At 68.9% G+C, this 24,262-nt stretch carries 17 protein-coding genes and 9 pseudogenes; 11 read left to right on the top strand and 15 right to left on the bottom strand.

Features of this window, described 5'->3' with window-relative positions; translation table 11 throughout:
* Positions 1-826 (bottom strand): TrmB family transcriptional regulator (locus ACFPZI_RS17785; protein ID WP_381364088.1); only part of this gene is annotated, 826 nt, incomplete at its 3' end.
* A 171-nt stretch (positions 827-997) separates the two neighbouring features.
* Here ACFPZI_RS17785 and ACFPZI_RS17780 point away from each other — a divergent pair.
* Positions 998-2,410, top strand: a complete 1,413-nt coding sequence (locus ACFPZI_RS17780; protein ID WP_381364087.1) for an aminopeptidase P family protein — start codon at positions 998-1,000, stop codon at positions 2,408-2,410.
* Positions 2,411-2,532: 122 nt separating this feature from the next.
* Here ACFPZI_RS17780 and ACFPZI_RS17775 read toward each other — a convergent pair.
* The 8 genes and pseudogenes from ACFPZI_RS17775 to ACFPZI_RS17740 all read right to left on the bottom strand — a co-directional run.
* Positions 2,533-2,703, bottom strand: a pseudogene (locus ACFPZI_RS17775) (STAS domain-containing protein); the annotation flags it as partial.
* A 546-nt stretch (positions 2,704-3,249) separates the two neighbouring features.
* A pseudogene (locus ACFPZI_RS17770) lies at positions 3,250-3,826 on the bottom strand (Sir2 family NAD-dependent protein deacetylase); the annotation flags it as partial.
* A 104-nt stretch (positions 3,827-3,930) separates the two neighbouring features.
* Positions 3,931-5,070 carry a hypothetical protein gene (locus ACFPZI_RS17765; protein WP_381364086.1) on the bottom strand — a complete coding sequence of 380 codons (1,140 nt, stop codon included), beginning with the start codon at positions 5,068-5,070 and terminating at the stop codon, positions 3,931-3,933.
* A 184-nt stretch (positions 5,071-5,254) separates the two neighbouring features.
* Positions 5,255-5,434: pseudogene (locus tag ACFPZI_RS17760) on the bottom strand (IS6 family transposase); the annotation flags it as partial.
* Between the two features lie 25 nt (positions 5,435-5,459).
* The gene (locus ACFPZI_RS17755; protein ID WP_381364085.1) at positions 5,460-6,236 is read right to left on the bottom strand and encodes an SGNH/GDSL hydrolase family protein; all 777 of its coding nucleotides are present in this window, start codon (positions 6,234-6,236) and stop codon (positions 5,460-5,462) included.
* A gap of 124 nt (positions 6,237-6,360) precedes the next feature.
* Positions 6,361-7,374, bottom strand: coding sequence for a hemolysin family protein (locus ACFPZI_RS17750; protein ID WP_381364083.1), 1,014 nt, complete (start codon positions 7,372-7,374; stop codon positions 6,361-6,363).
* The gene (locus ACFPZI_RS17745) at positions 7,371-8,795 is read right to left on the bottom strand and encodes a hemolysin family protein (RefSeq protein ID WP_381364081.1); all 1,425 of its coding nucleotides are present in this window, start codon (positions 8,793-8,795) and stop codon (positions 7,371-7,373) included. The genes ACFPZI_RS17750 and ACFPZI_RS17745 overlap by 4 nt, the downstream gene beginning before the upstream one ends.
* Before the next feature lie 208 nt (positions 8,796-9,003).
* Positions 9,004-9,261 (bottom strand): annotated as a pseudogene (locus ACFPZI_RS17740) (GNAT family N-acetyltransferase); the annotation flags it as partial.
* Positions 9,262-9,607: 346 nt separating this feature from the next.
* Here ACFPZI_RS17740 and ACFPZI_RS17735 point away from each other — a divergent pair.
* Positions 9,608-9,952, top strand: a pseudogene (locus ACFPZI_RS17735) (transposase); the annotation flags it as partial.
* Between the two features lie 172 nt (positions 9,953-10,124).
* Complete coding sequence (locus ACFPZI_RS17730) at positions 10,125-10,919, top strand: SDR family NAD(P)-dependent oxidoreductase (protein WP_381364078.1); 795 nt, start codon at positions 10,125-10,127, stop codon at positions 10,917-10,919.
* Positions 10,920-11,346: 427 nt separating this feature from the next.
* Here the strand turns inward: ACFPZI_RS17730 and ACFPZI_RS17725 are convergent.
* Positions 11,347-11,553: pseudogene (locus ACFPZI_RS17725) on the bottom strand (IS6 family transposase); the annotation flags it as partial.
* A gap of 502 nt (positions 11,554-12,055) precedes the next feature.
* On the opposite strand from ACFPZI_RS17725, the gene ACFPZI_RS17720 reads away from it, so the two are divergent.
* The 3 genes from ACFPZI_RS17720 to ACFPZI_RS17710 all read left to right on the top strand — a co-directional run bounded on the left by ACFPZI_RS17720 (position 12,056) and on the right by ACFPZI_RS17710 (position 15,094).
* Positions 12,056-13,114 carry a zinc-dependent alcohol dehydrogenase family protein gene (locus tag ACFPZI_RS17720; RefSeq protein WP_381364076.1) on the top strand — a complete coding sequence of 353 codons (1,059 nt, stop codon included), beginning with the start codon at positions 12,056-12,058 and terminating at the stop codon, positions 13,112-13,114.
* Positions 13,115-13,603: 489 nt separating this feature from the next.
* A complete protein-coding gene (locus tag ACFPZI_RS17715) occupies positions 13,604-14,290 on the top strand; it encodes an SDR family oxidoreductase (protein ID WP_381364074.1) in 687 nt (228 codons plus the stop codon).
* Positions 14,291-14,335: 45 nt separating this feature from the next.
* Entirely contained in the window at positions 14,336-15,094 is a 759-nt protein-coding gene (locus tag ACFPZI_RS17710) for an SDR family oxidoreductase (RefSeq protein WP_381364072.1), read from the top strand.
* A gap of 18 nt (positions 15,095-15,112) precedes the next feature.
* On the opposite strand, the gene ACFPZI_RS17705 is transcribed toward ACFPZI_RS17710, so the two are convergent.
* A complete protein-coding gene (locus ACFPZI_RS17705) occupies positions 15,113-16,249 on the bottom strand; it encodes an alpha/beta fold hydrolase (protein WP_381364071.1) in 1,137 nt (378 codons plus the stop codon).
* Between the two features lie 184 nt (positions 16,250-16,433).
* Here ACFPZI_RS17705 and ACFPZI_RS17700 point away from each other — a divergent pair.
* Positions 16,434-16,556, top strand: a pseudogene (locus ACFPZI_RS17700) (ISAzo13-like element transposase-related protein); the annotation flags it as partial.
* A 38-nt stretch (positions 16,557-16,594) separates the two neighbouring features.
* Here the strand turns inward: ACFPZI_RS17700 and ACFPZI_RS17695 are convergent.
* Positions 16,595-16,930 (bottom strand): annotated as a pseudogene (locus ACFPZI_RS17695) (transposase); the annotation flags it as partial.
* 449 nt (positions 16,931-17,379) lie between these two features.
* Here ACFPZI_RS17695 and ACFPZI_RS17690 point away from each other — a divergent pair.
* The 4 genes and pseudogenes from ACFPZI_RS17690 to ACFPZI_RS17675 all read left to right on the top strand — a co-directional run bounded on the left by ACFPZI_RS17690 (position 17,380) and on the right by ACFPZI_RS17675 (position 21,097).
* Positions 17,380-18,435 carry an alpha/beta fold hydrolase gene (locus ACFPZI_RS17690; RefSeq protein WP_381364069.1) on the top strand — a complete coding sequence of 352 codons (1,056 nt, stop codon included), beginning with the start codon at positions 17,380-17,382 and terminating at the stop codon, positions 18,433-18,435.
* A gap of 407 nt (positions 18,436-18,842) precedes the next feature.
* Positions 18,843-19,619 (top strand): malic enzyme-like NAD(P)-binding protein, encoded by a 777-nt coding sequence (locus tag ACFPZI_RS17685; protein ID WP_381364116.1) that lies wholly within the window; start codon positions 18,843-18,845, stop codon positions 19,617-19,619.
* Positions 19,616-20,763 (top strand): annotated as a pseudogene (locus ACFPZI_RS17680) (class II fumarate hydratase). Before ACFPZI_RS17685 ends, ACFPZI_RS17680 begins: the two are co-directional and overlap by 4 nt.
* A gap of 142 nt (positions 20,764-20,905) precedes the next feature.
* The gene (locus ACFPZI_RS17675) at positions 20,906-21,097 is read left to right on the top strand and encodes a hypothetical protein (RefSeq protein WP_381364067.1); all 192 of its coding nucleotides are present in this window, start codon (positions 20,906-20,908) and stop codon (positions 21,095-21,097) included.
* Between the two features lie 216 nt (positions 21,098-21,313).
* Here ACFPZI_RS17675 and ACFPZI_RS17670 read toward each other — a convergent pair whose 3' ends face one another.
* The 3 genes from ACFPZI_RS17670 to ACFPZI_RS17660 are packed head-to-tail and all read right to left on the bottom strand — an operon-like array spanning position 21,314 to position 24,148.
* Complete coding sequence (locus ACFPZI_RS17670; RefSeq protein ID WP_381364065.1) at positions 21,314-22,537, bottom strand: cytochrome P450; 1,224 nt, start codon at positions 22,535-22,537, stop codon at positions 21,314-21,316.
* A gap of 35 nt (positions 22,538-22,572) precedes the next feature.
* Positions 22,573-23,949, bottom strand: coding sequence for an NAD(P)/FAD-dependent oxidoreductase (locus tag ACFPZI_RS17665; RefSeq protein WP_381364063.1), 1,377 nt, complete (start codon positions 23,947-23,949; stop codon positions 22,573-22,575).
* On the bottom strand, positions 23,939-24,148 hold the full coding sequence (locus tag ACFPZI_RS17660) for a ferredoxin (protein ID WP_381364061.1): 210 nt from the start codon (positions 24,146-24,148) through the stop codon (positions 23,939-23,941). The genes ACFPZI_RS17665 and ACFPZI_RS17660 overlap by 11 nt, the downstream gene beginning before the upstream one ends.
* Positions 24,149-24,262 lie beyond the last annotated feature (114 nt).

Here is a 24,262-nt window from a genome sequence, read left to right as displayed (position 1 = left end):
GCAGCAGGCGACGGTCGGCGGGTGGGAGGCCGGCGGGGCGGGTGGTGAGGCTGTGGATGGGGAGGGCGTTCTGCCACGCCTGCTCGAACAGGGCCGTCAGCGCGGAGAGCAGGCCGCACGGCTGCACCACCAGCATGGTGTTGTGTATGTCTGCTTCCTTGATCGACAACGACACCAGGGCGTACGCCTCATCGATGATCAAGAGCTTGACCGGCACCGACGGCAGCACCCTGGCCTGCTCTCCCGCCTCGATGCAGGGTTCGATGACGTCGTTCAGGTGGCCGGGATGCTCCAGTGACTCCCGCGAGTAGACGACGCGCTGCGTCACCCCGCGGGCCAGCGTCGCCAGGGCATCGTCGGTGGCGCCGGCCAGAGGGGCGTACGGCGGGGACTCGAACTGCCGGATCTGCTCGCGGGCGCTGGCCCACGCGTGGCGCATCCTGGGACCGATGGCCTCGCCGGTGACGACCTCGACGAGGTCGTCGTTGTAGGCGGCGAGCCGCCGGCGCCGGAACGACTCGAAGGCGCCTCCGACGGCGATGCGCGACTCCTCGAGCTCAGCCGCCCGGTGCCGGGCGAGGATCTCCAGGCCCGCGGCGGGCGGCACCGGGGCCACCACGTCCCCGTCCCCGGCTGCGGCACTGGCCAGTCCGGCGTCGGCCAGTTCGCCGTACGCCGCGGCGAACTCGGCCCCGCCCAGCCCGGCCGCCGCGCTGATCGCGCTCAGCGGAGCGGGGGCCAGCTCCAGCAGTGCCAGGTAGACCCGGCACGCCTTGTGACCGAGTCCCAGCAGCCGGAGGGCCTCGCCGAGTTTTGCGTTCGCCATGGGCACATTATCGACGTTTTCCGCCCGGGCCCGTGGCCGGTCTGTGCCACTGGCACTGTTCGGCCCCAGCGCCCGCCGCGCGGCGGTACCGTCCGGGAGCCGCCGCGGACCGGCGGCGCCGATGAACCTCATGGAAGCCCCATGGAAGCCCAACGGAAGAAGGTGCACGACATGGCTAACCGTCGGAAGAACGGCCTCTACCCGGGGATCTCCGCAGAGCTGTCCGCTCTGATGCGGACGGGCTGGGCGGACACCGAACGACAGGACCTCCAGCTCGCCGAGCAGGCCCCGCACGCGGCCCGCCGCCGCGCCGCGCTCTCCGCGCGGTTCCCCGGCGAACGCCTCGTGATCCCCTCGGGGAACCTCAAGGTCCGCTCGAACGACGACACCTACCCCTTCCGGCCGTACACGGGCTACGTGCACATGGCCGGCGACCAGGTCCGGGACGGCGCGCTCGTCCTGGAACCCCACGCCGACGGCGGCCACGACGCCTACTGCTATCAGCTGCCGCGGGACAGCAGGGACGACGACGAGTTCTGGACGGGCGCCCACGCCGAGCTGTGGACGGGCCGGCGACGCTCACTCGCCGAATCGGAGCGCGTACTCGGCATGCCGTGCCGCGACGTCCGCACCGCGGCTGCCGATCTGGCCGCCGCCTCCGGCCCGCCGACCCGGATTGTCCGCGGAATCGACCCCTCCCTCGAGGCCGCCGTCACCACCGACGCGGAGCGGGACGCCGAACTGGAAGAGGCGCTCAGCGATCTCCGCCTCGTCAAGGACTCCTGGGAACTCGGTGAACTGCGCAAGGCGGTGGACTCCACCGTGCGCGGTTTCACCGACGTCGTCGCAGAACTCTCCCGGGCGATCGCGTCGTCGGAGCGGTGGATCGAGGGCACCTTCTTCCGCCGGGCACGCCTCGAGGGCAACGCCGTGGGCTACGGCTCGATCTGCGCCGCCGGTGAGCACGCCACGATCATGCACTGGACGGACAACGACGGCCCGGTGCGCCCGGGAGACCTGCTGCTGCTTGACGCCGGCGTGGAGACGCACTCCCTCTACACCGCCGACGTCACCCGCACGCTGCCGATCAGCGGCACCTTCACGCCCCTGCAACGCGAGATCTACGACGCGGTGTACGAGGCCCAGGAGGCCGGTATGGCGACGGTCAAGCCAGGCGCCCCGTACCGCGACTTCCACGAGGCGGCCCAGCGCCACCTGACGGCGCGGCTGGTCGAGTGGGGCTTCATCGAGGGCCCCGTCGACCGGGCGTACGAACTCGGCCTGCAGCGCCGCTTCACCATGGCCGGCACCGGTCACATGCTGGGCCTGGACGTCCACGACTGCGCGCAGGCCCGCACGGAGGACTACGTCGGCGGTGTGCTGGAGTCGGGCATGTGCCTGACCGTCGAACCGGGCCTGTACTTCCAGGCGGACGACCTGACGGTGCCCGAGGAGTGGCGCGGCATCGGCGTCCGGATCGAGGACGACCTGGTCGTCACCGACGACGGCCACGAGAACCTGTCGGCGGGTCTGCCGCGCGCCGCGGACGAGGTCGAGGCATGGATGGCGCGTTTCGCGGGCTGAGTGATGACGGCGGCTTCGGCGGAGTGCGCACGCCACGAGGTTCTTCGCGACCGGTACCCGGAGCCGTAGACCGGGAAGACGTGCTGCAGGCCGGTCAGAGCGAGCAGTTGCTGTGTGTTCGCGTCGGTGATGACCAGCTTCAGCTCACCGTGCACGGTGATGACGCGCTTGAGGACGCCGACCAGGACGCTCAGACCCATGGAGTCGATGAACTTCACTCCGCGCAGGTCGATGATGGAACGGCGGCATCCGTCCGCAAGCCGCTCGATCATGTACTGCTTGATGACCGGCACGGAGTACACGTCCACCTCCCCGAAGACCTCCACGACGGTCCAGCCGTCGACGTCGCTGCAACCGATCTCGATTGGCGGTTCCCTACGTACCCGACGGCAAAGCCCTGAGGAGAGGTTGCGCCCGCACGTTCGTTCTGCATCTCGGAGAAAGTTCGCCCAGACCGGCCGTGAAGAGCCCCTTCACGGCCCCCGGCCAGGGCGGGGACGCCTGCGGGGACCGAGGGCGGGGTGGGTGGCCCGTCTGCCCCTTCTCCAGGCGTCCGGCAAGGCACCTGTGGCTTCGGATGTATGTTCTGACCTGGTATTTCGCTACTTTCGACCCTACGCTCCCGCTTGGGTTCACCAGTACGGACGGCCGGTGGGCCGGAACCCGAAGGCGAGCCCTTCGATGGCGGTACGGGTCGCCTCGTCGGGCGTACCGGCAACGGCCTTGATCCCGTAGATACTGTCCAGGTTGGCGACCGACTCGTCCAGCTGTCCCTTGCCGGCCGGCCAGGTGGGGCCCTCCTTGAGCATCAGTGCCTGGCCCAGGAGCAGCACGATGGCGACGAGCGAGTCCGAGCCGACCGACCGGCGCCAGATGTCGACGTCACCGTCCGGGTTTGATTCCCGCGGCCACCGGCTCGAAGCCCACATCGGCCTCCTCCAGCCGCCTGGCCAGTTCACTGCGCGGGCTGAAGGCGCCGCAGGAAAGGCAGACGACCCGGGCCAGGCTTCCGTGGAGTTCCACGACGCCCTCGCTGCCGGCGGCCTGGTGCAGGCCGTCGACGTTCTGGGTGATCACGCCGGAGAGCAGGCCGTGCCGCGCGAACGCGGCCACGGCCCGGTGCCCGGCGTTGGGGCGGGCGCGGCCGAAGGCGCGTCAGCCGAGGTGGCTGCGCGCCCAGTACCGGCGCCGGGCCTGGACGCCGGCGGTGAAGTCCTGGTAGGTCATCGGGGTGTGCCTGCTCAGGCTCCCGCCCTCGCCCCGGTAGTCGGGGATGCCCGACTCCGTGGGGATGCCCGCCCCGCTGAGCACCAGCACACGACCAGTACGCAGGGCGTCGACGACCGGCTCCGGGTCCGTGGTGCCGGGAGGCAGGTCCTCGGCAGGGAGCCAGTTCAGAGTGGGGCGCATGCGCATGCCGCAAGGGTACGGAACCCGGGAGCCAGGGGGCGGACAGAAAGCACCCGTGCGGTCACTCACCGCGCGAGTGCGGCGTCCGGCCCCGTCAGCGTTCGGCGCGATCAGAACTCGTCCTCTGGGAAGTCCGGGTCGGCGTAGTCGCTTTCGTCCCACTCGGCGTCGTCCATCGCCGGGCCGGCGAAGAATCCCTCCATGAGTTCCTGCAGATCCAGCTCGGTGGCACCGGCCGGAGCGGTGGGCTTGGTGCCGTCGCTCATCCGCACAGTCAGGCCGAGCTTCTTGACCTTGGCGTCCTCGGCCAACGCGGCGAGGTCCACATTCACCTCGGTCAGCTCGTCGTTCTTCAGCGTGAAGTCCGCCGTCACCTTGGTGTCGGGCGCGTCCTTGAGATCCTTGTCCGTCGGCAGCTCCATGCCCGGCGGCAGGTCCTTCGCCAGCGGGCGGATCTCGTCGAGCAGCTCGGTGATCAGCGTGCGGAAGGGAGCCGTGGCAGTGACGTGCTCGGTGCCGTTCTCGCCGTCGGCCGTTTTGAAGCTCACCTCACGGGCGACGACCGTCCGGAGGGCTTTCACGAGCTTCTTCTGCGTCTTGGCGTCGAGGGACGGGGCGGGCGCGGGACCGCCCTGGTCCTCCTGGCCCTCGGCGGCGACCTCCTTCATCTTCTTGGCGCTGAACTTCACCCACTTGCCCTCAAGGACGTTCTTGAAGGACTGAGCCTGCGGAGGCAGGTCTTCAGCGGCCGGTACAGGGCTGCCCATCATCTTGCCGATGGTGTCGACGTCGGCACGGACGTAGATGTAGTCGCCGATCATCCGGTACTCGGCGAGATCGCCCTCCGGGTTGCTGATCTTCATGGCCATGCCGACGAGATCCTTCTCGCCGGACTCGTCGAGCGGCTTCTTCGACTGCACGGTAACCGTGATCGTCGCGTCGCTCATCAACTCGGCGGCCTCATCCGGGATCTCGTCGCCGGGGGCGGGGTCGGACTTGGCGTCCAGCGCCTTCAGGGACGTGACGTCGGTGTCCAGGTCGAGCTGGAAGGAGAGCGTCTTCTTCTTGCCGAGCTGCTCGAAGGCCTGGTCGAGCTTCTGGCCGGCGGAAAGCTGCTCCGCCGTTCCGCAGGCAGCGGAGCCCGCGAGTACGGCACCGACGACGGCGGTAGCGGTGAGGGTCTTGCGTATGGCGCTGATGATGGTCTCCTCGTGGGTCCGATCACGAAAGTGATCGATCAGAAGACTCACAACCCGCTCACAAGGTTGTGCTGCCCCACCGGGCAACCGAAGTGAGCCGCAGGAGAGGCCATTTGGCGCAGCGTTCGACGAGCGGTCGGCGTAAAACAGGGCGGAGGGCGCTGTCACATTGTTGGGTGGGTCGGTGTCTGACGGTGCGCCGGGGGCGTGGTGGGCTTGCGGTCCGGTCCTGTGTTCAGGCCGTGGTGGGCCGGCCGGCGCCGGTGATCTGGTCCCAGATCGCGAAGCGGATGGCCGTCTCGGCTCGGTAACCGTGCGCGCTCATCAGGTGGCGGCGGGGCCGAAAGCGAGGTGAGATACCGCTGAACGCGGACAGGAACCGCTGCGCCCCGCCGACCGAGCGGAAGCCCTTTCTCCCCGGGGCCTTGGGTCTCCCGCCGTCACCGCACGTCGTACGGCAGCAGCTCGGGGCGCTTGGGTGGCAGGCCGTCGCCCGAGGAGCGGCCGGTCAGGCGGCGGCCGATCCACGGGAGCAGGTGCTGCCGTGCGAACCGGGCGTCCGCGGCGCGGCGCGCCGTCCAGCCCGGCGGCAGCGAGGCAGGCGGGGGCAACTGCCACTCAGGATCCTCGGGCGGGTAGCCCAGTGCCTGCCAGACCGCCTCCGCGACCCTGTGGTGCCCGTCGGCCGTCAGATGCAGCCGGTCCACGTCCCACAGCCGCTGATCGCCGAGGGAGGGCGCCCCGTACAGGTCGACGACCAGCGCGCCGTGCCGTTCGGCCAGCTCGTCGACACAGGTGAACAGCGCCTCCATGCGCGGCCGGAACCGCTCCTGCACGGGGCCCTGGCGGGCCGGGCTGCGCATCAGTACTAGTTGCTCGCAGTGCGGGGCCAGCCGCTCCACCGCCTCGGTCAGCAGATCCCGCACCATGACCATGTCGCACTTGGGCCGCAGCGTGTCGTTCAGCCCGCCGACCAGGGTGACCACGTCGGCCCGCATGGCCGCCGCCGTGTCCACCTGTTCGTCGACGATCTGGCGGATCAGCTTGCCGCGCACCGCGAGATTGGCGTACCGGAACCCGGGAGCGACGGCCGCCATCCGTGAGGCGAGGGTGTCGGCCCACCCCCGGTACGTGCCGTCGGGCAGCAGGTCCGACATGCCCTCGGTGAAGGAGTCGCCGACCGCGACCAGGCTGGTGTGAGTGGGGTTCGTCTGCATGGCGACAGAGATGATATCCCGTGCACATACCCGCTGGTCGGTCGGCTCCCTTCCTGCTCCAGGCCCGGCGGCCCTCGTGCCCCGTCCCCGCCCGGGCCCGCCGGTCCTCCCGGTCGGGGATCGCTCAGGCCCGCTGGCCGAACAGCTTCTGCAGCACGTCCTCCATCGTCACCAGCCCCGCCAGCCGCCCGTCCGACCCGAGTACGGCCGCCAGGTGCGTACGGCTGCCGCGCATCGCGGTGAGGACGTCGTCCATCGGCGTGCTCTCCCGCACCCGTGCGATGGAACGCATGTCCCGCAGCAGAAACGGCATGTCGCGCGGTGAGGCGTTGAGGGCGTCCTTCACGTGCAGGTAGCCGACGATCCGCCGGCCCTCGTCCACCACCGGGAAGCGGGAGTACCCGGACTCGGCCGAGAGCTCCTCCAGCCCTTCGGGGGTGACGCCCACGCGCGCGTAGACCACGCTCTCCAGCGGTAGTACCACGTCCTGCACCGGCCGGCGGCCGAGTTCCAGTGCGTCGTTCAGACGCTCCTGCGCGCGGTCGTCGATCAGACCCGCCTCGCCGGAGTCCTTCACCATCTGCGCCAGCTCCGCGTCGGAGAAGGTGGCCGCGACCTCGTCGCGCACCTCGACCCGCAGCAGCCGCAGCAGTGTGTTGGCGAAGGTGTTGATCGTGAAGATCACCGGGCGCAGCGCCCGGGACAGCGCCACCAGCGGCGGACCGAGCAGCAGCGCACTGCGCACGGGTTCCGCGAGGGCGATGTTCTTCGGCACCATCTCGCCCAGCAGCATGTGCAGATACGTCGCGAGCGACAGGGCGATCACGAAGGACACCGCGTGCCCCGCGCCGACCGGCACGCCCAACGCGTGGAACGCCGGTTCCAGCAGATGCGCGATGGCCGGCTCCGCGACCACACCGAGGATCAGGGTGCACAGCGTGATGCCGAGCTGCGCGGCCGCCATCAGGGCGGACACGTGCTCGAGGCCCCACAGCACGTTCTTGGCGCGCCGGTCGCCCTGTTCGGCGTACGGCTCGATCTGGCTGCGGCGCACCGAGATCAGCGCGAACTCGGCACCCACGAAGAAGGCGTTGACGACCAGCGTCGCCAGACCGATCAGCAGCTGTACGACAATCATCGCCGGGCCCCCTTCTCACGCGTCGTGCCGTGCCTCTTGCCGTCCGTCCCGCCGTTTGGCTCGGCGGTCGACTTGGCGCCCGGCCTTTCGTCCGTCGCGTCCTGCGAGTGAGCGTCGGCGAGCGGCGCGTGCAGCAGCACGCGTGCCGCGCGGCGGCCGGTCGCGTCCAGCACCTCCATCCGCCAGCCGGCGACCTCCAGGGTGTCGCCGACGGCGGGGATCCGGCCCAGCTCGGTGGCCACGAGCCCGGCCAGGGTCTCGTACGGCCCGTCCGGCGCGCGCAGGCCGACCCGCGCGAGCTGGTCCACGCGCGCGGAACCGTCGGCCGAGAACAGGCCGTGCCCCTCCTCGTCCGAACCCGTCCGGGCCAGGTCGGGGGTCTCATGCGGGTCGTGCTCGTCGCGGACCTCTCCGACGACCTCCTCGACGATGTCCTCCAGCGTGGCCACGCCCGCCGTACCGCCGTACTCGTCGATCACCACCGCCATGGTGCGCCGGCCGGAGAGCCGGTCCAGCAGCCGGTCGACGGTGAGCGATTCCGGGACCAGCAGTGGCTCGCGCATCATCTCCGACACGGAGACCCGGGTCCGGCGCTCGGCGGGCACCGCCAGGACGTCCTTGATGTGCGCGGTGCCGACCACCGAGTCGAAGGTGCCGCGGTACACCGGGAACCGGGACAGGCCCGTCGCCCGGGTCGCGTTCGCCACGTCCTCGCAGGTTGCCCGGACCTCCAGCGCGACGACCTGGACGCGCGGGGTCATCACGTTCTCCGCGGTGAGATCGGCGAGGTTCAGGGTGCGGACGAACAGCTCCGCCGTGTCGGCCTCCAGGGCGCCCTTCTTGGCGGAGTGCCGGGCCAGCGCCGCCAGCTCCTGAGGGCCGCGCGCGGAGGCCAGCTCCTCCGCGGGCTCCACCCCGAAGCGGCGCACTATGCGGTTGGCCGTGTTGTTCAGGTGCGAGATGAAGGGACGGAAGGCGGCACTGAACCAGCGCTGCGCGTTGCCCACGTTCCTGGCGACGGCCAGCGGCGACGAGATCGCCCAGTTCTTGGGCACCAGTTCGCCGACCACCATCAGGAAGACGGTCGACAGCGCCGTGCCGAGCACCAGTGCCAGGGAGCTCGCCACCGACTCGGAGACACCGATGCTCTCCAGCGGGCCGGAGAGCAGCACGGCGATCGACGGCTCGGCGAGCATGCCGACCACCAGGTTGGTGACCGTGATGCCGAGCTGCGCGCCGGAGAGCTGGAAGGTCAGGTTCCGTACGGCCTTGAGCGCACCGGGGGCACCGCGCTCGCCGCGCTCCACCGCCCGCTCCAGGTCGGACCGCTCGACCGTGGTGAGGGAGAACTCGGCCGCGACGAACGCGCCGCACGCGAGGGAGAGCAGGATCGCCACCAGGAGAAGGAGTACCTCGGTCATCGGGCCACCCCCGCCCCACGACCGGACGGGAAGCGAACGGGTATGCGATGCGGTGTGCGGCGACGTCGGGTACTTCGATGCCGCGTTCTACTGGGGGGCTCGCCCATGGGCGGACGCACACAACCTTTCATGAAGGACCGAGTTACCCTCCCAGAGTAAAGGACCAGCAAAGGTGTCCGGCGAGGTCATCCGCCGTCCGCCCGCACGCTCAGGGCCTGCCGTCCGAGGTGTCGCCCGGGAGCGGCTTGACCCAGCGTCGCCAGTGTTCCTCGGGCGTGTACCCGGCGGCGCCCCACGCGCGGTGCGCGGTCTCGTTGCGCCGCAGCACCATGGCGTCCGCGCGGCGCCCGCCGAGGCCCGCGAACCGCTCCTCGGCGGCGGCCAGCAGCGCCGAGGCGATGCCCTGCCTGCGGTGGTCCGGGTGTACCGCGAGGCGGTACAGGTGGCAGCGCCGGCCGTCGAATCCTGGTTGCTCACAAACATCCCGCTGCCCGCATCTACAGTGGCTTGACCCAGCGTCGCCAGTGAGCGGTGTGCATCGTGAAGTTTGCAGGTCACGGGCTCTGGTGTGAAGGGCGAACGGGGTACTCGCGCTGGTCGTCGGCGGATGTCCACGGTGTAGATCGTCCGGCTCGTCGGCTGAAGGCGTTGTGAGGTTCTGCTGCGCCGATCGCCGGGCTGCCCCTACGATCCGTCACCGGGCCGGTACGCCGGGAAGCGGGGAGGGTGTGGTTGTGCGGGAGCTGGAGCGGATCACGGCTCGCCGCAGCGAACTGGATGCGCTTGCCGAGGAGTTGGCCAAGCAGTTGCAGGAGGTCCAGGCCGAGCGGGAGGAGCTGCTGATCGCGGACAAGGGCTTCGCGTCCAGGGCCTTCGAGCGGTCACTGTCCGAACAGGGCATCACGCTGCTGCGGCCGTCCATGAAGCGCGCGGCCGTCCGCCCCGGGGAGCCGATGCTCAAGAAGGTCCGCCAGTTGATCGAGTCGGTCAACGACACCCTCAAGGGTCAGCTGGGCCTGGAACAACACGGCGGATGCACGATCGAGGGCATCGCCGTGCGCGTCGCCCAGCGCGTGCTCGCGCTGGGCGACGCGGTCTGGCACAACTTCCAAACCGGCCAGGCGGTCAGCCGCTCACTGACCGCCTACGACCACTGAACGTGTTCGGAAAGACGCGTCTAGTGCGCGTCTAGGGCTGGACAACGAACAGCAACCCGGCGAAGCCGTGCCCCGGCGCGGGCCGGGATACGACGCCCAGTCGGCCTGGGCTGGCGGCGCTGGTCACCCCGTACCCTCGATGTAGGGGTGACCACCCCAGAAAAGGACCGCCATGGACCTCCACCTCAAGGACAAGGTCGCCGTCGTCACCGGAGCAAGCAAGGGCATCGGCCTCGCCATCGCCGGTGCATTCGCGCGTGAAGGCGCACACGTGGTAACCGGCAGCCGGAGCATCACTCCCGAGCTTGAGGGGCTCCACGAGAAGTATGGCGTCACTGCAGTCACGGTCGACCTGTCCACAGCAGACGGACCGGACGCATTCGTCGGGCCCGCGGTGGACCAGTACGGCAGGGTCGACGTCCTGGTCAACAATTTGGGTGCCGCGACGCCCCGTCCGAGCTTCCTGGACATCGACGACGCCGAGTGGCAGCGGATCTTCAACATGACTCTGTTCAGCGCGGTCCGGACCAGTCGCGCGGCGCTTCCTCACCTGCTGGACGCGGACGGGGGGTCCATCATCAACATCAGCTCCATCAACGCGCGCCTGCCATTCCCCGCGGTCGTGGACTACTCCGCGGCCAAGGCCGGGCTGACCAGCCTGACCAAGTCACTGTCCGAGGAATTCGCACCGCGAGGCGTCCGGGTCAACGCGATCGCCCCAGGACCGGTCCGCACTCCCTTCTGGACCGCTCCGGGTGGCTTCGCCGACGCCACGGCGGCCCAGACCGGCACCACCGCGCAGGAGGCGATGGACGTGGTCGTGCCACAGAGCATGGGCATCTCCACCGGGCGGGTCACCGAAGCACACGAAGTCGCCGATCTGGCTCTCTTCCTCGCCTCGCCACTTGCCGGCAACATCACAGGAGCCGAGTTCACCATCGACGGCGGCCAGGTCAAGACGTTGTAATCTCCTGCGCCTCCCGCGCATCCGGGCCGCGCACCGGCGGTAGGAGCCGAAGATCTTGATCTGCCCGTCCGACTTCCCGGACTGTCAACGGCCTTCTGGTTCGGGCAGCATGTGGCATACGCCTTGTGGGCCCGCGCGCACGGGGGGTGCCTCTATGGGGTTCGTCAACCCTGTCGTGCCGGGTTTGGGGTGATTATTCGCTGGTGTGGGGTTCATGCGGCGAGGGTGGCGGTCCTGGGCTCGCGGGGTTCGTAGAAGGTGCCGTCGCGGAGCATGGCGAACAGGACGCTGATGGGCGTTGTCAACTTGTCGGGTGAGGTAGCTGGGTAGGGGTGCGTCAGGGCGTTGTGCGGCGGGGTTCCGGCTTTCGTGCTCAGGGAGTAGCAGACAGGCCGGCGGCCTCGGTGATCTGGTTCCAGATGGTGAAGCGGCGGCGCAGTCCGTTCGCGTAAGCCTGGCCGAACTTGGCGCACCAGCGGCGGACGGTCTCGTGGGAGACGAGTACACCGCGCTCGATCATCAGCTCCTCGACTTCCCGGAACGACAGCGGGAAGCGGTGGTACAGCCACACGCAGTGGGAGATGATCTCGACCGGGAAACGGTGCCCCTTGTACGACGGCGATGCGGCACCCACGAGCAACCTCTTCCCGGAGCGATCAACCTGAAGATCACCCTACGGGAGCTCACCAACGTGACAGTGCCGGGGCGACGGCGGACGGGTGGGGGGGGCGAGCCCCATCGTGGTTGAGCTGGAGCCCTCCGAGCTGGGAAACCCGATACCGCACCCGTCGGCGGCCTTCTGAGTCCCGGATCGGCGCAGCGGGCATTCGCGCCACGGTGCATGGTCCGCCGCCGGGAATTTTCCCGGGGCTGGGCGTAGCGTGAAGTGACGGATTCATATCTGAACTCAGAGTGGTGCGCTGCGGCGAGCGGTCCTGAGCACGGGCCTACCAGGCCGCACGAACCCAGCGCGCTTGCATAGTCACTCTGAGTGAGTCGGTGAAGACCTGGAGGAGCCCGACGCCGATCACAGCCTCGGCGTCGGCGAGGACGCCGGCCCCAGCATCGCTTTTGTCCGGAGCGCCCACCGAGTTCCTCGAGCGCTGAGAGACGAAAGGCCACTCATGCCTCAATCCATGCGCGCGCTCGTAGCCGTAGAGGCCGGCGAGCCCACCGATGTCCTGCGGCTGGAATCCCGGCCTATTCCCACGCCGAACGCCGGTCAGGCGCTGATCCGGGTGAAGGCGACTCCGATTCACGCCAGTGATCTGCACGTGCTACGCGGCCGCTACGGTTTCTCCCCCGGGTTTCCCGCTGTCGGGGGCCACATGGAATGCGTGGGCCGTATTGCGGCCCTGGGTCCGGATACCGGGGGACTGAAGGTCGGCGAACGCGTGGTGGCCGCTGCGGTCCCGGCGGTACCCGGGCCCCCTGTGGCCGGCACCTGGCAGGAATACCTCGTTGCCGACACGCGAAGGCTTCTGCCGGTCCCCGACCATCTGAGCGATTCCAGCGCCTGCCAACTCGCCGTCAACCCGTTGACCGCGCTGCTCCTCGTGACGCGCGAACTCGACGTACAGCCGGGCGAATGGCTGTTGCAAACGGCTGCGGGCTCCACCGTCGGCCGGTTCGTCATTCAGCTGTCCAGGCATCTGGGTATTCGCACGATCAATGTCGTGCGGCGACGCGATGCCGTCGAGGAGATCAAAGCGCTTGGTGGTGACGAGGTCATCTGTACTGAGGACGAGGACCTGTTGCAGCGTGTGGCTGAGATAGCGGGGCCGGTCGGCGTGCGGAAGGCCGTCGACTGTGTCGCGGGCCCCGTAGGTGCCCAGGTGTCCCAGGCATTGGCTCCGGGAGGGGAGGTCGTGGTCTACGGCGCGCTCTCGACCCATCGGCAGACCGACCCTGCGGCGCTGACGATCCCGCTGCAGGCACGCTCGGTCATCTACGAGACGAAAGCAGTCCGTGGTTTCTGGCTGAACCGCTGGTTCGGCACTGCCTCACCCGAGGATGCGCTGCGTGCGCTGTCTCAGGTTCGCGGTCTGGTCGCCGATGATGTACTGAGCATCCCCCGGGGCCAGCCGTTCCCGCTCGAACGCTTCACTGAAGCCGTCTCGCTCGCCGAAGCACCCGCACACGGCACCAAGCCACTCTTCGTCTTCGAAGACGGCCGGGACGAAGACGACAGGTAGGAAGCGGCCGTGCCGGTGCGTCGGAGGTGCGGCCGCGGCGTGCCAAGGCCGCCAAGTGAACGTAGCCAAGCCCGATGAAGCCCCCGCCATTCGACCAGGTCAGCGCCTGCACCGGTGCTCTGGGGAGGCCTCGTACGTCATCTCGGCGGCGGTCGCCCTCTGTGGATTGGTCGCCGACGGTGAAATGGACCCGTAGCCGAGTGCCGTCTCACATGCGTCGCTGCGGCTTCCGATGCACGCTGGTGAGGGAGAGGACTTCTTACATGGGACCTGCGTGCGCGACGGCCCGGTAGCCCCGGCACTGGCCCGAAATGTAGGTGAAGATCGAGAACCGGCCTCCAGGTGTTGAGTCTCCTTTTGGGCGAGTCGCGCATGGACCTGGGGGCGTGCCAGGACGCGGTCCGGTTCAGGGCCTCCCACCGTCGGGTCCGGGTCGTCCCTCGCCCAGTGCCTGCTGTGCTTGGCAGGCGGCAGCGGGAAGGAAACGCGATGGAGATCAAGGGATCGATTGCCCTGGTGACGGGGGCCAATCGTGGCATCGGACACGCGTTCGCCCGGGCGCTGATCGAGTGGGGAGCAGTCACGGTCTACGCCGGTGTCCGCGATCCGGCGAGCGTGAGCGACGAGGACCTTTCTGCGCTGCGCCTGGACGTCACCAAGCCGGAGGAGGTCGCCGCGGCGGCCGCGGCCGCCGGTGACGTCACCATCGTCGTCAACAACGCGGGCGTTGCTGGTTTTGAGACCGAACTGCTGACGGGTTCCTTCGACGGTGCGCGCGAGGCGATGGAGATCAACTACTTCGGCACGTGGGCCGTGTCCCGTGCCTTCGCCCCGGTCCTGGCGCGCAACGGCGGCGGCGCACTGGTGAACATGCTGTCGGCCGCCTCCTGGATCCCCCGGCCGGAGTACCCCGGGTATGCGGCGTCCAAGGCAGCCCAGTGGTCGTTGACGGGCGCGCTGCGGGAGGGCCTGCGCGAGCAGGGAACGCTCGTGATCGGGGTCCACGCCGGTTTCGTGGATACGGACCTCAGCAGCTTCACGGACGCGCCGAAGATCAGCGCGGCGGACGTGGCGGAGCAGACGATGGACGCCCTGGCGAACGACCGGGTCGAGGTGCTCGCCGACGAGCGGACCAAGCAGATCAAGCATGCCCTGGCGCAACCACTCCAACAGTGAGAAGAAGCCCGGACGGGACCGTGACGCCACAGCACAGGAGGATTCATGACCTCTGAACCACCTGGGGGGCACAGCGCCGGCGGCCTGCCTCTGCTCGGGCAGACCCTCGTCGTCATCGGCGGGAGCGCGGGCATCGGGCTGGCGACCGCACGGCTCGCCCGTAACCAGGGCGCCTCCGTGGTCCTCACCGGACGGGACCCGGAACGGCTGCGCACCGCGGCCAAGGAGGCCGACGCGCTCAGCACCGCGGCCTTCGACGCCCACGACGCGGCGCAGCTGGAGCGGTTCTTCCAGCAGCTGCCAGGGCCGGTCGACCACGTGATGGTCACCGCGGGCGGCCCGTCCTACGGCCGCCTTCTGGACTTGGACGCCGAGCAGGCACGCCGGGCGATCAGCGACCACATGGTGCTCGCACTCGAGGTCGCGCGCCACTGCGCCGGCACCGTATGGCCGGGCGGCACGCTGCTGCTCCTGGGCGGCACAGGAGCCCGCCGGATCCGGGCCGCTCTCGGTGTCGCCCCCGCGGTCACCGCCGCGATGCCCGCGTTCACGGCCAGTCTCGCACTCGAGCTCGCGCCGGTCCGGGTGAACCTGATCGCCGCCGGCTTCGTGGACACGCCGTTGTCGGCCCGCCTGCTCGGCGACGCGCTCGACGCCCGTCGCGAGGAGCTGCGCGCCGCGCTGCCCATCGGCCGTGTAGTCGTACCCGACGACGTGGCGGCGCTCGCCGTGCACATCATGACCAACACCGCACTCACGGGTGCGACCTATGACATCGACGGAGGCCAGCAACTCGTCGGCTGAGCCATACATCGATGGCGATCATTTGCCGAGGGTCGCGGCCGGCTGGGGCCGTGTGCTCCGGCCTTGGTTGCGGTACGGGGCCAGAAACGTGGTCAGCGCCGCGAGCACTTCCTGGGGTGCCTCCTCGGCTACCCAGTGGCCGGTGCCGGGGATGACTACGCTCCGCACGTCGTGTGCGACAAGTTTCATGGTGCCGGCGACGTTCTCACCGAGGCTTCCCGCACCACCGATCGCAAGGACGGGCAGGGTCAGCGGGCGCGCTTTGCGTTGCTGGTCCTGCGCTCCGGTGGTGTCGAGCGCCCGGTACCACCCGAAGCTGCCCCGCAGGGCGTCGTGCTGGGAGGCGAGGATGCGGACGTAGTGGTCGACGGCGTAGTCGGGGAGTTTTCGTACGGCCTTGGTGGCGAACTGCCAGCCGAAGTAGATCCTTTCGCGTCCCCGGACGAGCTGTTCGTTCACGTCGGTGAGCCGGTTGAAGGGGATGTGCCACAGCCGGTTGTTGGCCTGCGCGGTGCCGATCATGGGCGGCGACGGGGTCACGGCCGGGAGGAACGCCTCGGCGACGGCCAGGAGGGCGACGCGCTCAGGGTGGTCTGCGGCCAGCGCGTAGGCGATGGGCATTCCGGTGTCATGGCCGACCACGGCGAACCGCTGGTGGCCGAGCGCGTCCATCAGAGCGACCATGTCGCGTGCCAGGGTGCGGGTGTCGTACCCGCTCGTGGGTTTCTCGGTCAGCCCGATACCGCGTTGGTCGACGGCGACGACCGTGAAGTGTTTGGCCAGTCCCGGCATCACCAGGCGCCAGGCGTACCAGGTCTCGGGCCAGCCGTGTATCAGGAGCAGCGGCGGCCCTTCGCCTCCGACGACCACGTGCTGGCGGATTTCATTGGCTTGGACGAAACGGCTGGTGAACGTCTTGGTGAACCCAGCCGGCAGGTGCGGCGCCTGCCCGACGGAGCCGAGGCCTTCGGGCGTGGGTATGGATGTGGCCTGGGGTTGCGGGGCCCCGCCGCGGGGCACTGAGACGGCGGTCAGCGCGACGCCTCCCAGGCCGAGTCCCAGTGCACCCGCACCGGCCGTGCGCAGCACGTGGCGCCGGGGCAACCCGGCGTTGGTCTGGTCGTCGGAGTCGCCGTTCCCGGATACCTGAGACATGGGCTCCCTTTCCGTTTCGGACGGACGTTTTCAGTGACATGCAGTGATCCGTCGGATCGGCCGTCTCTGGCGTCGTGGTAGGGATCGCGACAGCGCACCATGCCTGCGTACAGGCGGCCCAGCCACTGCCGGCCCACGTGCGCGGCCGCCGCGCCGTCCTTGCGGTCCCTGGGCTTGTTGAAGTTCGCCGCTGCGCTGGACGACCAAGTCGCTGCGGCGCCTGGCCGAGGAGCTGACCGGCCAAGGCCACCGGGTCTCGGCTCCCACGGTTGGCCGACTGCTACGGGAGAACGGCTTCAGCCTCCAGGTCAAAGAATCACCATGTTGATTCTTTACAAGCCCCCTGGAGTCGTCGACCACCAGCACCCCACCCGGGTGCGGGGCGGTCGCCTCATCGGCCCGCAGCAGCTCAAGGCGCCGGGCGTTGACCCGTTCGGGGTCCCACGTGGATTCGGGCAGGAAGAACTGCAGCCGTTGCACCGCCGGATGCTGGGCGCCCGTCACCGGCTCGACCCCGGCCAGGACCGTGAGCGTCTTGTTCCGCTCCCGCGAGGCCAGCAGCCCGGCTAGGTACTCCCGGAAACCGCGCCGCTGCGCCAGCGAGGAAAAAAGATCATCGAACCGGACCGCATACTCCTCCAGCGGGCCCGGGGCCGGCGGGCACGGCCGCCTCGCGGTCACCATCGCGACCACCTCCGAGCAGCGGGAACCACTCCCACCTGTCGGTCTACCGCGCCTTCCGCCCCAAGCCAACAAACCACCGGTACTCACACCAGGGGCCGCGACCTGCAGAAAACAAGATGAAACGGCCCCGATGCTTTCCCCGGCGTCCGGCGCATAGCCGCCACTGGCATCGGCCGAATGAAATCAGACCATGCCGATCGGTGTGGCCACCCCGCGGAAAATGTATCGGAGCGCTGAATCACTCTGGCAGAGCAGTGTATGGCTCGCCACTGTTGCGCCGTCACTCCGACAGGTGTTGGGTGACAACGAGGAGGCGCCGGGGCAGAGGACCGCGGAGACGCATCGTCCCCGAGCTCGGACGTCGAGCGAATGCGATTCCCGACACTTTCGCTGCGTCACACCATTCACCGAACTGCCAGTGTCGCCTCAAACGAGGAGATTCACCGATGGAAATACCCGAGGGAATCACACAAACCCGTCGCCACTTCCTTGGCGCCACTGCCGCGGCTGCTGTGGCGGCCCAATTCGGCATGACTGGTGAAATGCAAGCACAGTCCGAAATGGGAAAACTTTTGGTGTCTCCCGGAGTTAATCCTGGGGCTGGCGCATCCTTTGGCCCAGTGAAGCAGATCAATGCCGGGGACCTGGACGTGGGGTACGTCGAAGCCGGACCTGCGAACGGACGGCCGGTCATACTGCTACACGGTTGGCCCTACGACATTCACAGCTATGTTGCGGTCACGCCCTTGCTCGCAGCGAAGGAGTACAGGGTGGTCGTCCCTTATCTGCGAGGCCATGGCACAACGCGATTCCTTTCAAGCGAAACACCCAGGAACGCCCAACAATCGGCGTTTGCTCTCGACGTCATCGCCCTGATGGACGCTCTCAAGATTGATAGGGCCATCCTCGCTGGCTACGACTGGGGGGCGCGGACGGCCGACATCATCGCGGCTCTTTGGCCGGAACGCTGCAAGGCGCTGATCTCTGTCACCGGCTATTTGATCGTCAATGTCGAAGCTAACAAGCTGCCGACGCCACCGAAGAGTGAATGGGCATGGTGGTACCAGTATTACTTCGCCACGGAGAGAGGCGTGCTGGGCCTCAAGGAGTACCGACACGATTTGGCCAAGCTGGTGTGGAAATTCAACTCTCCGACATGGAACTTCGATGAGGCGACCTTCGACCGCACGGCAGCGGCTTTCAACAACCCCGATTACGTCAGCATCGTGATCGACAATTATCGCTGGCGGCTTGGCTTGACCAAGGGCGAGCCCCAGTACGAGGCCATCGAAAAACGTCTCGCTGCGGCCCCGGTCATCAAGGTACCGGCGATCACCATTGACGGAGCGCACGATCCGTTCACACCCCCGGGAAATGGATCGGCCTATCGCAAGAAGTTCGCGGGTAAATACGCGCATCAGACCCTCAAGGTAGGACACAACGTTCCGCAGGAGGCTCCGCAGGCCTTCGCAGAGGCTGTCGTCAAAGTCGATGGATTCTGATCGCGTTACCGAACCTACGATCCCCGGGCTGCGACCGACGTCAACTTGCCGCGTCCGACGTCAACTTGATGGCGCCGCTCCGCCGCCCGCCTCTCCGGCGAAGCCAGACGATCACGCTTGTGTCTTCTCGCTGTGACCACTCCTGGGCCGCTTCCGGGCGAATCCCTCACTTCCTGCCCGCTCGCAGCCATGGGTTCCGCTTTGGTTGAAGTCGTTGGCCGGTCGGCTGATGGTTAGCCTGAAGTCATGCCGATGAGGCGTTGCAGCGATGTCGGCGGCGTGCTCGCCGCGCGAGTTCCTGCGGGCGTTCGCCGGCCGGGGCGCGGCCGTCCTCATGAACCTTCACACTCCGCCGGACCGTGAGCCCGTGGCCGCAGGTACGCGTGCTGGCCGGTCAAGTCTGCGCCATGGGCCTGGCCAACGAGCGGTTCCGGGCAGTAAACCAACAACGAGCGCGATGCCGACCTGTCCGGCGACGTTCGAAAGCCCGGGTATGGCTCATCGACAAGCAAGGACTGCCTACCCGGGACATGACCGACCTGCGCGACTTCCAGCAGACCTACGCGCGCGTTCCGGCCGAAGTCGCAAACTGGGCGAGGGACGACGGCGCGATCTCGTTACGGGAAACGGTTCGTCAGGTCGAGCCGACGATCCTGCTGGGCACCTCCACCGTGCACGGGGCGTTCACGCGCGAGGTCGTCGGGGCCATGTCCGAGGGCAGCGGGCGGCCCATCATCTTCCCGATCTCCAACCCCACCTCCCGGATCGAGGCCATGCCCGCCGACGTCATCGCCTGGTCCGGGGGAAAGGCGCTCGTCGCGACCGGCATCCCCGTCCCACCCGTGGAATACGACGGCGTGACCTACCAGATCGGGCAGGCCAACAACGCGCTGCTCCACCCCGGACTGGGCCTGGGCACGACCGTGTCCGGGGCCTCCCAGGTGACCGCGGGCATGCCGCTCTCGGCTGCGAAGGCGGTCGCGGACCAGGTCGACACGACGGGGCCGGGGGCCTCCCTGCTGCCGCCCGTGAGGAACCTCCGGGAGTCCTCTGCGATCACCGCGACCGTCGTGGTCGAGGCGGCCCTGGAGGACGGCGTGGCCGCCTGCAAGCCAACCGCCCCCGCAGAGGCTGTCCGTGAGGCCATGTGGCAGCCGGGCTACGCCGACGGAGCCGCGCCATGACTCCGCAGCATTCCGCTGCCGACCGGTCCGGGCCGGCCGGTCAGGACGAAGCCCCGAAGATCCTCGACATCCCCATCGGCCTGAATGTGACCGGCACCCGGCGGGAGACCGAATCCATGGGCGCCATCGACGTCCCCGCGGACCGCTACTGGGGCGCCCAGACCCAACGATCCCTGATCCACTTCTCCATCGGGGACGACCGGATGCCCAAAGCGGTCTACCACTCCTACGGCTACGTCAAGAAAGCAGCCGCCCTCGTCAACGGGCGCGCCGGGCGACTGCCGGTCTGGAAGGCCGACATGGTCCAGCGCGTGGCCGACGAGGTCATCGCAGGCAAGCTGGACGACCACTTCCCGCTGTACGTGTGGCAGACAGGGGCCGGTACACAGTCCAACATGAACACCAACGAGGTGATCAGCAACCGTGCCGTCCATCTGGTCGGCGGGGAACTGGGCAGCAAGTCCCCGATCCACCCCAACGACCACGTCAACATGGGGCAGTCCTCCAACGACACCTTTCCCCCCGCCATGCACATCGCCGCGGTCAAGGAGATCCACGAGCACCTGCTGCCCAGTGTGCGGGCCCTGCAGCAAGCCATCGAGACCAAGGCACGGCAGTGGCGCGACATGGTGAAGATCGGCCGCACCCACCTGGAGGACGTCGTCCCGCTCACCGTGGGGCAGGAATGGTCCGGCTACGCCCCCAGCTCAAACAGGCGATCGACCGGGTCACCAGGTCCGCCGAGGGCCTGTACGAGCTCGCCATGGGCGGCACCGCGGTCGGGACCGGGCTCAACGCCCCGCCCGGATTCGGCGAGCAGGTCGCCGCAGAGATCGCCACGGCGACCGACTACCCGTCCACCACCGCGCAGGACAAGTTCGCAGCCCAGGGCGGCCTGGACGCCATGGTCGGCGCCTCCGCCGGGCTGCGGGCGCCGGCCGTGCCGTTGATGAAGATCGCCAACGACATCCGCTGGCTGGCCTCCGGACCCCGCTGCGGCCTTGACGAACTCCTCCTTCCGGCGAACGAGCCCGGCTCCTCGATCATGCCGGGCAAGGTCAATCCGACCCAGTGCGAGGCGATGGTCATGGTCTGCATTCAGGCGCTGTCCGAGGACACCGCCATCGCCTTCGCCGACTCATAAGGCAACTTCGAGCTCAACGCCATGCGCCCGGTCATCATCAGCAACTTCCTGCACGCGGCCACCATCCTCGCCGATGCCTGCACCAAGATGCGCCAGTACTGCATCGAAAACGCCGAGTTCAACAGGGACCAGATCGACAGCTATGTCAACCGGTCCCTCATGCTGGTCACCGCACTCTCACCCGTGGATCGACTACGACAAGGCCTCGGCGATCGCCCACCAGGCCAACGACGAGGACACCACCCTGCGCGAGGCCGCACTGGCCTCCGGCTACATCAGCGCCGAAGACATCGACCGCATCGTCAGGCCCGCCACCATGGTCGGCAAGGAATAGAAGGGCGCCGCCGGATGGTCAGCGTCGGTCATCTTCCAAACTCCTCGGGGCCGCCATCACCGAAGGAGATGTCCCAGATGACCTCGCACCCTTCGATGTCCTCATCAGTCTCAGCGGCATCGCACTCACATCGACCGACCGGGACCAGCACGAACGCCTACTCGATCGCTGATGGGGCTGTAAAGCCCTTTACCGTACGGTCCCTGCCGAGGCGATTCATCTCGCGGGCAGTGAGACGGACAGCTCGATGGGAAGGTGCCGGGGTCCGCGCAGAACGGCGCTGTGCCGGTAGGGGGGAGGGTCTTCGACCAGGGTCGCGGTGCCGAGACGGGGAAGCAGCGCGCCCAGGGCGATCTGGGCTTCGATCCGGGCGAGGGGTGCGCCGTAGCAGATGTGGATGCCGCTGCCGAAGCCGAGGTGCTGGTTGTCCTCGCGGGCGGGGTCGAACCGGTCCGGGTCGCGGAATCGCTTGGGGTCACGGTTGCCCGAGGCCAGCACGAGCACCACGGGCACGCCCTTGGGGATGGTCGTGCCGGCGACCTCGATGTGGGCGAGGGGGGTGCGTTGCAGCATGTGCACGGGTGGTTCGTAGCGCAGCAGTTCCTCCACCGCACCCGGCACCAGGCCGGGTTCACGGCGCAACCGCTCCAGCTGGTCGGGGTGGCGCAGCAGGGTGAGCACGCCGTTGGTGATCAGGTTGACCGTGGTCTCGTGTCCGGCGACGAGCAGCAGCACGGCGGTGGCCGCCAGCTCCTCGCGGGTGAGCGCTCCGGACGGGTCCGGGTCGTTGACGAACGCGGACAGCATGTCGTCACTCGGACGGCCCCGGCGCTGCTCGGCGAGGTTCGCCAGGTAGCGGCCCATCTGTGCCCGGGCCTGGACGCCGGCTCGTTCGCGCTCACCGGGGTCCTCGCCGGGCCTGATGTCGACGGAGTCGATGATCGCGGCGGACCACTCGCGGAACACCGGCTCGTCCTCGCGGGGGACGCCGAGCAGGCGGCAGATGACGGTGACGGGCAGCGGGTAGGCGAAGTCGTCGACGATGTCGACGCGTGTACGGCCTTGGAGCGCCTCGATCAGTTCCTCGGTGATCCGGGTGATCTCGCCGCGCATCGCGTCGATCCGGCCCGGGCTGTGCGGTGGACCGAACGGCCGTGTGGCCAGGCTGCGCAGCCTGCGGTGTTCGGGGTCGTCCAGCCGGATGAAGAAGTGCTGTTGGTCTTCCGCGTCCAGGCCGCGGTAGAGGGCGGCGCGGTTGCGGCGGTCCGAGCTGAGCCGCGGGTTGTGGAGCAGGGCGACGATGTCGTAGTACGTGCCGACCAGGTAGCTGCCATCCGTCTGCCGTACCACCCCCGCCTCGCGGAGTTCCGCGTACAGCGGGTAGGGGTCGGGGCGGTTGGCGTAGTCGGTGATCCGCTCCAGCAGGGTGTCGACGGCCATGTGCGGCTCCTCGTGGCGGGGAAGGACTCAAGGGGTCAGCCGACGGGCCGCACCACGGTGAGCCGGCGGTCCGGCAGGTGACCGGTGAGCGCGACGGTGGGGCTGTGGGAAAGCCCCCTGGGGTCCGGTACGTCGGAGGTGAGCGGGAATTCGGTGATCAGCGGGTGGCCGTCGGCCGCGCCGAGAGCGGGCGGGAACGGGGCGGCGGTCTCGATCAGGCCCTGGTAGTACTCGAGCCACTTGGCCATGTTGACGGTGACCGCGGCGGTGATACGGCCCCGGTAGCCGTAGACCGCCACCAGACGGCGTTCGGCGAGCGAGCCCTGGGCGATGACCACCTCGTCGGAGAAGGTGGGGACGCCCACGGACTTGATGTTGACCCCGAACTGGCTCGACCAGAAGACCGGCACGCTGAGGTGCGGACGCCGCAGCGGACCCGGGCTGACCATGTTGTGGGCCGCCACCTCGGCCTGCACGACCGCGTTGCCCCAGTGCTCCAGGGACAGCATCTGGTAGTCGAACAGCGGGTGCGGGAAACGGGCGACGTCACCGGCCACGAAGACGTCGTCGGTGACGATCCCGTACATGGTGAAGGCGCGGCACCCCGCATCGCAGGCCACCCCGTGCGGACCCGCCGCCAGCCCCGACTCCGCCAGCCATTCGACGTTGCGGATGGCACCCAGGGCGATGACGCACACGTCCGCGTCGATGCGGCTGCCGTCGGAGAGGTCCGCTCCGGTGAACCGGCCCTTGCCGTTGCCGCGCAGCGCGGTGACCGTCACTCCGCAGCGCAGATCCACGCCGTGGATCCGGTGCAGGCCGGCCGCGAGCTTCGCCAGGGTGCCGCCGAGTGCGCCCACCAGCGGTGCGGTGCCGCGTTCGGCGACCGTGACGTCCAGCCCCCGTTCCCGGCAGGCCGAGGCGATCTCCGAGCCGGTGAAGCCCGCGCCGATCACCAGCACCCGGCGCGGCCCCGAGGCCAGCCGCTCGGCCAGGCGCCCGGCGTCGTCGCGGGTGCGCAGGGTGAACACCCCGTCCAGGGCGGCCTGCTCCGAATGGGGCCAGGGGCGCGCCCGGGTCCCGGTGGCGATCAGCAGCCGGTCGTAGGGCAGCGACTCGCCGTCGGCCAGCAGAACCCGTTTGCTGACCGGGTCGAGCCCGGTGGCGCGCACCCCGAGCCGCCACTCGGCGTCCGGGTCCCGGCGCATCGGCAGCCCGGTCATCTCCGCCGCCGCGATGCCGAGCAGCACCTGCTTGGACAGCGGCGGCCTGTCGTAGGGCGGGCAGGGCTCCTCCCCGACCACGGTCAGTGAGCCGGTGAAATCCTCCTCACGCAGCGTCTCGGCGGCCCGCAACCCGGCCAGCGACGCACCGACGATGACGATCCGGCCCTCCCGGAGGTCACCGGGCATCGGCGCTCACCTCCGCACCCAGGAGAATGGCCTGGACCGGGCACGCCGCCGCGGCCTGGCGCACGCGGTCGATCTGCTCGTCCGGGACATCCGGCCGGTACAGCAACGCCTCCTCCCCGTGCAGCTCGAACACCGCCGGAGCGAGGAACACACACTGCGCATACGCCTGACAGCGGGTGAGGTCCACGACGATCCGCATCGCACGCCACTCCCTCCATCACCTTGAGCTCCCTGTCCCTTTCTAGGCTCCCGACGGATCAGACGCTCGCCCGGCTACTCCGGCGGAGCTCCGCAGGGCGCAGCACAGTCTGGG

Source organism: Streptomyces chlorus, from assembly GCF_042655885.1.
GTDB lineage: Bacteria > Actinomycetota > Actinomycetes > Streptomycetales > Streptomycetaceae > Streptomyces > Streptomyces chlorus.
This window is presented reverse-complemented; position numbering and strand designations above follow the sequence as displayed.

Coding starts and splice junctions, on each gene's coding strand:
- ACFPZI_RS17665 (WP_381364063.1), bottom strand. CDS start 23,949: ATGCCCGGTGACCTCCGGGAGGGCCGGATCGTCATCGTCGGTGCGTCG.
- ACFPZI_RS17720 (WP_381364076.1), top strand. CDS start 12,056: ATGCGCGCGCTCGTAGCCGTAGAGGCCGGCGAGCCCACCGATGTCCTG.
- ACFPZI_RS17780 (WP_381364087.1), top strand. CDS start 998: ATGGCTAACCGTCGGAAGAACGGCCTCTACCCGGGGATCTCCGCAGAG.
- ACFPZI_RS17745 (WP_381364081.1), bottom strand. CDS start 8,795: ATGACCGAGGTACTCCTTCTCCTGGTGGCGATCCTGCTCTCCCTCGCG.
- ACFPZI_RS17705 (WP_381364071.1), bottom strand. CDS start 16,249: ATGTCTCAGGTATCCGGGAACGGCGACTCCGACGACCAGACCAACGCC.
- ACFPZI_RS17755 (WP_381364085.1), bottom strand. CDS start 6,236: ATGCAGACGAACCCCACTCACACCAGCCTGGTCGCGGTCGGCGACTCC.
- ACFPZI_RS17715 (WP_381364074.1), top strand. CDS start 13,604: ATGGAGATCAAGGGATCGATTGCCCTGGTGACGGGGGCCAATCGTGGC.
- ACFPZI_RS17710 (WP_381364072.1), top strand. CDS start 14,336: ATGACCTCTGAACCACCTGGGGGGCACAGCGCCGGCGGCCTGCCTCTG.
- ACFPZI_RS17750 (WP_381364083.1), bottom strand. CDS start 7,374: ATGATTGTCGTACAGCTGCTGATCGGTCTGGCGACGCTGGTCGTCAAC.
- ACFPZI_RS17670 (WP_381364065.1), bottom strand. CDS start 22,537: ATGGCCGTCGACACCCTGCTGGAGCGGATCACCGACTACGCCAACCGC.
- ACFPZI_RS17690 (WP_381364069.1), top strand. CDS start 17,380: ATGGAAATACCCGAGGGAATCACACAAACCCGTCGCCACTTCCTTGGC.
- ACFPZI_RS17675 (WP_381364067.1), top strand. CDS start 20,906: ATGTCAACCGGTCCCTCATGCTGGTCACCGCACTCTCACCCGTGGATC.
- ACFPZI_RS17685 (WP_381364116.1), top strand. CDS start 18,843: ATGGGCCTGGCCAACGAGCGGTTCCGGGCAGTAAACCAACAACGAGCG.
- ACFPZI_RS17660 (WP_381364061.1), bottom strand. CDS start 24,148: ATGCGGATCGTCGTGGACCTCACCCGCTGTCAGGCGTATGCGCAGTGT.
- ACFPZI_RS17730 (WP_381364078.1), top strand. CDS start 10,125: ATGGACCTCCACCTCAAGGACAAGGTCGCCGTCGTCACCGGAGCAAGC.